The 5,470-nt window shown below is 62.1% G+C and carries 7 protein-coding genes and 1 pseudogene; all 8 read left to right on the top strand.

The genetic code is table 11. The annotated features are described in order from the left end of the window. Nucleotides 1–180 (top strand): annotated as a pseudogene (locus ABZY89_RS29370) (hypothetical protein); the annotation flags it as partial. 127 nt (nt 181–307) lie between these two features. Beyond that, the gene (locus ABZY89_RS29365; protein ID WP_355232703.1) at nt 308–610 is read left to right on the top strand and encodes a flagellar protein FlgN; all 303 of its coding nucleotides are present in this window, start codon (nt 308–310) and stop codon (nt 608–610) included. 57 nt (nt 611–667) lie between these two features. After that, a complete protein-coding gene (locus ABZY89_RS29360) occupies nt 668–1,900 on the top strand; it encodes a hypothetical protein (protein ID WP_355232702.1) in 1,233 nt (410 codons plus the stop codon). A 150-nt stretch (nt 1,901–2,050) separates the two neighbouring features. After that, a complete protein-coding gene (locus ABZY89_RS29355; RefSeq protein ID WP_355232701.1) occupies nt 2,051–2,581 on the top strand; it encodes a hypothetical protein in 531 nt (176 codons plus the stop codon). 20 nt (nt 2,582–2,601) lie between these two features. Then, complete coding sequence (locus ABZY89_RS29350) at nt 2,602–3,189, top strand: protein TPRXL (protein WP_355232700.1); 588 nt, start codon at nt 2,602–2,604, stop codon at nt 3,187–3,189. Between the two features lie 39 nt (nt 3,190–3,228). Then, nucleotides 3,229–3,936, top strand: coding sequence for a hypothetical protein (locus ABZY89_RS29345; protein ID WP_355232699.1), 708 nt, complete (start codon nt 3,229–3,231; stop codon nt 3,934–3,936). A gap of 41 nt (nt 3,937–3,977) precedes the next feature. Then, nucleotides 3,978–4,403, top strand: a complete 426-nt coding sequence (locus ABZY89_RS29340; RefSeq protein WP_355232698.1) for a hypothetical protein — start codon at nt 3,978–3,980, stop codon at nt 4,401–4,403. Between the two features lie 322 nt (nt 4,404–4,725). Further along, nucleotides 4,726–5,013 (top strand): WXG100 family type VII secretion target, encoded by a 288-nt coding sequence (locus ABZY89_RS29335; RefSeq protein WP_008356172.1) that lies wholly within the window; start codon nt 4,726–4,728, stop codon nt 5,011–5,013. The last annotated feature ends 457 nt before the right edge of the window (nt 5,014–5,470 follow it).

Here is a 5,470-nt window from a genome sequence, read left to right as displayed (position 1 = left end):
GACGAGCTGGTTCAGGACGGGTTCAAGACGGAGAAGGCGTCGGGCAAGTTCCAGGACGGCTACTCGGAGATGACCACGGGTCTGAAGGACGCCATCGCTGGTGTCGAGGACATGGCTCAGGCTCTGCGTGACATGGCGACCGCGATCCAGGACCTGGACTCGCAGCTCGCCGGCGGCTGAGCAACAACGCTTGCCAGATGGTGGGCTGGCGTCTGCTGGCCCACCATCTCTCCATTTTCTCTCGATCACGCGCTGCGATGACCACACTCGACGGCGTGCTCAATAACCACGTGAAAGGTGCACAGTCATGGCGGATATCTTGATCAAGATCTCTGAGCTCGAGAAGGTCAAGACGTCATTGGACTCGATCGTCGACGAGTTCGAGAACGCCACTGACAGCTCTGAGGACCTCGAGGCTGATATCGGCGACCCGTTCGACATGAGCGATCTGCGCGACAAGGCGTGTGACTTCGAGGAGCGCTGGGACGACAAGCGCAACGACCTCAAAGACAGCCTGAAGAAGGTCAGTGAGCACATCAAGGGCGTTATCGACGGGATCGAGGAGTGGGACAGCGAGACCGCCCTCCAGTTCGAGCCCAAGAAGAAGTAGTAGAACCCACAGTCTTTAATCGCTCCTGACGGAAAGGACAACCCCATGTTCGGTGGCATGCAGGATTCCCCGAAGGGGCGCGAGATCAAGTCGGTCGAGGGTTCGCCCTCGGGGATCATCGCGCGAGGGTCCGCTATCGAGCGGCTCGGCAAGATGATGGATGCCTCCGCTGACACGCTGCGCGACATCAAGGAGAACACCTTCGCTGGTGGCGAGCAGCAGGGTAAGGCCATCGAGAAGCTTCAGGAGACCATCGGTGACTCCTACAAGGTCCTCGAGGAAGCGGCCGACCTCTACAAGCCTGTTGGTCCGGTGCTCGTCACCTACGGTGAGATGCTGGAGACCTACAAACCGCTGATCGACCGCACCGCGAACTCGTGCAGTGACCTCTGGGACATCTACAACGCCCTACCCGGTGACAAGGACGACAGCACGACCGAGGACGACGGCGGCTTCCTCGGCATCGGCGACACCGACAAGGAAGAGGCCGCCGACAACAAGGCCAAGAAGGAAGCCTACGAGAACTGGGAGACCGAAGCCGAAGTCTTCGACACCTGGTACGACGTATGGGAGGACGGCTTCGACGCAGCCGTCAGCGGGATCTCCGACGGCCTTTCCGGATCCATCGAGGACGGCTTCTGGGACAACTACGGAGACTTCATCGACGCGGTCTACGAGGTCCTGACCTGGGCCGCTCTGATCATCGCTGTGGTCGCGATCTTCTGCACCGGTTTCGGTGCGCTGGCCGCCATCCTCGCGCTCGCTGCCTTTGCGGTTTCCGCTATCAAGTTCGCCTGCGGGCAGCAGAGTCTGGGGCAGTTGGCCCTCGATGCCTTGGCCATCATTCCGATCGGGAAGCTGTCGAACCTTTCCAAGCTCGGCCATCTGGCCAACATGGCGAAGGGCAGCAAGCTGACCGCTCTGTCCAGGACCTGGAAGGCCATGAGCAAGGGTCCGATCGGTGACCTGACCAAGGCAGCTCGACTCAAGGACGCCTTCAAGGTGAAGAGCGGCGCCGAGGTTCTCGAGGGCTTGATCGGTAAGCCCTTCAAGGCCTTCCGGACCGACAACCTGAAGATGTACATGGGCAACCTCGACGCCCTCAAGGGTGGCCTGGGAGCGTTCCGGGGCATGACGAAGATCGAGTTCGGGGTTGCCCGCTTCGGCGCGACGCTCGGCACTCTCGGCAATGCCGGAAAGCTCACGCAGGGGACGGATCACTTCGACCCCATCCCGATCGACATCCCTGAGATCAAGGTCCCGGGCATGCCTGCCTGGCTTGGTTTCTAGGTTCGGTTCAAGCGCAACAAACGTCTGAGGTGCAGAGTGGCGAAGTGGGCAGTAGAGCTGGTTGACGACCTGGATGTTCCGGGGTGGCTTCCTGTTCCTGAAGGGTTGACGCCCGCTGAGTGTGAACGGTGGGTCGACGAGACCTCGAGCATGCTCGACGAACTGGTCGGTACGCCGCGTTGGGATGGTGAGGCGACGACGATCGAAGACATCCGCGGGCTGCTGCAGATGGCCCTCGACGAGCGTGAGACCTCTGAGGCGTACGCCCTGTTCCAGGTGTGGCCGGTCATGTCGGCGGCTGCGGTGATGTGCCACCTGCACGTGGTGGAGAGCGAATCGGTCCCGGACATGTCTCAATGGGACGGCGTCGTGCACGCGGCCGAGGCCGATCACATCGGACCTGGCGCTCAGCTGTCTTCGCGCAAGGAGCTGAACTTCGAGGGTGGGTCGGTCATCATCGAGTCGGTGAACTTCGCGTTCAGCGATGGTGAGGCTCTCCTGCTGCTCGGCGTGGACGAGTGCATTCCGCAGCTGACGACCTCGGTCGTTCGCGGACTGGTGACCCTCAAGGACATACTTCGGATGGTCCGTGAGGACGGGAAGGTGTTCCAGTCGGTTCCTCTGCCCGGAGTGCCGGTGGACGAGTCTTGGCCGATCGCGACGGATGGGGCGACGCTGTGAACCTACGTGAGCAACTTGGAGTGCGTAAGACCGTGGACTTCGAGATCGACCTTCCGCGGGGGTGGGCTCGTTTCGACATCGATGGTGGCCACGATGAGCTCCTCAATGGGATGAAGAAGCGGTTCATGGAGGCTCACCGCCCCGATCTGTTCGTCGAGGCGAAGGCCATGTTCGACAAGGCATTCGACGGGATGCGGAAGAACGACGTCTTCGCCTTCTTCGCGCCGGCAGGCGAGCAGCCGGACGACGTCGTCGTCCTGCCGGCCTCGATCAACGCCTCGATCCGCACGGGTGAGCCCGGTCAGTCATTGGACAAGATGGCCCACAACGCCATCCAGAAGTACGGCGCGAAGCCGTTGTTCGGCGACCCGCGCACGTTGCGGTTCGAGCGGGAGCGGACGATCGACCTCGATGGCGAGCCGATCATCAACCACTCCCTGATCTACTTCACCCCGATCCCCGGCACCCAACGGCGTAGGGCGCTGCAGCTGGTGGCAGCCTTCGCACGTACGCCGGACGTAGGACCCGACGCACCCGCGCTGGTGGCGACCCGCGCGGTCCTTGACGCATGCGTCGCTACGCTTCGGTGGAACCGCGGTACCGCGTGACCCGGGGACTGACTCCTATCGATTGTGGAAGGCCTGAACTTGCTGTCCTTTGACAAGGGCCCGTCGGCACGTGAGTGGGCACGGTCGGCCAACGTCGCCACCCCGATCAAATGGGGTGACCTAGAGAAGCAGATCATCTCGGAGCGGCTCACCCCGAGCGGAGACGACGGTGGGCCGAACTGGACCCTCGGCGTACTCATGGTTGCGATGATGATGGCGCTCGGTGCGTTCCTGCTGGCGCCGGCGCTCGCGGCCGGTCTGGTCGCCTGGGCAACCACGACGGAGGACGCTTCCACCCAGGATGATCTGACGCTGATCGCGACCTTCCTGTTCATCATCTCGATCGTCGTCTCGGCGACTTGGCTCAGCATGTGGTGGCAGACGCGTTCCCGGTCGATGATCGCGATCGTTTCCGGTCTTGTGGCGACGGTGTCGGTCGTGGTCACCTTCGTCGTCGGGAAGGCCTACGACGGCGATCTTCCCGGCGACTGGCTCGAGTGGTCGGCGTTGGTCGCCGGCGTACTCGGTCTCGCCCTGACGATCCTCCAGTTCGTGTCGAAGTCGGAGCATCGTGCAGGAGTGCCGAAGAGCGATCGTGCGCAGCGGCGCTACAGCGCCGCGCGCGAGGAAGTTCTCGACGTGCTCAGCGAGCGCGGGATCGTCGAACTGACCGCGGACCAGCGTCACCGGATGCAGCGAATGCGCGTCGGAACGTGGCACAAGTTCGATGCTCAGGGCCGCGTGTAATTTCACGACTTTTTCATCTATCTACCTAGCAAAGGGTTCACGTGGGATCAGAACGAGCGAAAAGTGCTGACCTAAGCGTCGCCCCGGATGCCGCCTTTCAGGCGGCCCTCGGTGTTGCACAGCACGAAAAGAAGTACGAGATCAGGGCGGTACACAATGAAGGCCAAGCCCTGATCATCAGGCAGAAGACAAAGGCCTTGTCGTGGCCGAAGGTCATTATGCTCCGAGTCCATCAGAATGCTTCGGGGTCGTCGGTCAACGTGTTGGTTCAGAACATTCCGGGTGGCCCGACTGCCTTGCTCGATGGCGTCTTCAACGGCAAGATCGCGGAGAAGTACCTCGCAGGCATCCAAGGCGTGTTGGACGGGACGATCACCGCCCCGGCGACTGCAGTGTCGTCCCACTACGTTCGTGACGACGGCTCCGAGTCCCCGTGGGACAACCCGGACGAACTTCCTGAGTTCTGAGGCTCGCCAACACCTTGACCCGGGCCGCGACACATTGGCCTGTCGCGCGATCGACGCACGGTCCGCGCGTGTAAGGTGACGGCCTGGTTCTGGTCGCTCGTATCCCCCGTGGCTCGTTGCCTTCGCGGGATATCTCGGATGGGTCGCGACGGTCGCATCGGTGACCCAGCGGATGCCGCTGACGGGCGAGAACGAGAACTGTGTATGAAGATAACAACGAATCCGTTTTTGCGCTTCACAAGCTTGTGAGGCGTGGCCTACGGTGACCAACGGCTGCTCAATGGGGCACCGTGCAATGTAATCGCGGGAAAGGCAATGATCGATGAGTGACTTCGGGGCAACATACGACGAGATGACCGGCACCGCCGACAAGCTCGACCAGGGCAAGGACACGATCGAGTCGGCACTGGACGAGTGCCAGGGCTACGTGGACGAGCTCGTTCAGGACGGGTTCAAGACGGAGAAGGCGTCCGGTAAGTTCCAGGACGGCTACACCGAGATGACCACGGGCCTCAAGGACGCCATCGCCGGCGTCGAGGACATGGCTCAGGCTCTGCGTGACATGGCCACGGCGATCCAGGACCTGGACTCGCAGCTCGCCGGCGGCTGAGTCACAGCGTTGGTCAAGGTGGTGGGTCGGCATCTGCGGGCCCATCACCTATCCATCTCGGGCGTCGGTCAGGTGCAGCGGTGTGTCGATTCCCGCTGGTGCACTGCTACGACCACCACCTAACGGGGCCAGCAGAACTTTACTTTCGAACATGTTTAGAACTCGACGGAGCGGGTAGGACTACCGTGACTACGTCGATCGCCCTGATCTCGGACCGCGTCCGCGATGACGGCATCGGCTCGTCGGGTTTGCGCTTCACGACCGTGTGACGCGCGACTTATGGTGACGAGCGGCCCCGCAACGGGTGTCGTGCAATGGAAATCGCGGGAAGGTAATGATCGATGAGTGACTTCGGGGCAACCTACGACGAGATGACCGGCACTGCCGACAAGCTCGACCAGGGCAAGGACACGATCGAGTCGGCGCTGGACGAGTGCCAGGGCTACGTGGACGAGCT

It is taken from the genome of Nocardioides sp. NPDC006303 (genome assembly GCF_040613175.1).
GTDB lineage: Bacteria > Actinomycetota > Actinomycetes > Propionibacteriales > Nocardioidaceae > Nocardioides.
The sequence above is the reverse complement of the archived record's forward strand: the minus strand, read 5'-3'. Positions and strand labels throughout refer to the sequence as shown.

Excerpts from the sequence above, each read along its gene's own strand:
- ABZY89_RS29360 (WP_355232702.1), top strand. The coding sequence starts at position 668 with ATGCAGGATTCCCCGAAGGGGCGCGAGATCAAGTCGGTCGAGGGTTCG.
- ABZY89_RS29355 (WP_355232701.1), top strand. The coding sequence starts at position 2,051 with ATGCTCGACGAACTGGTCGGTACGCCGCGTTGGGATGGTGAGGCGACG.
- ABZY89_RS29335 (WP_008356172.1), top strand. The coding sequence starts at position 4,726 with ATGAGTGACTTCGGGGCAACATACGACGAGATGACCGGCACCGCCGAC.
- ABZY89_RS29365 (WP_355232703.1), top strand. The coding sequence starts at position 308 with ATGGCGGATATCTTGATCAAGATCTCTGAGCTCGAGAAGGTCAAGACG.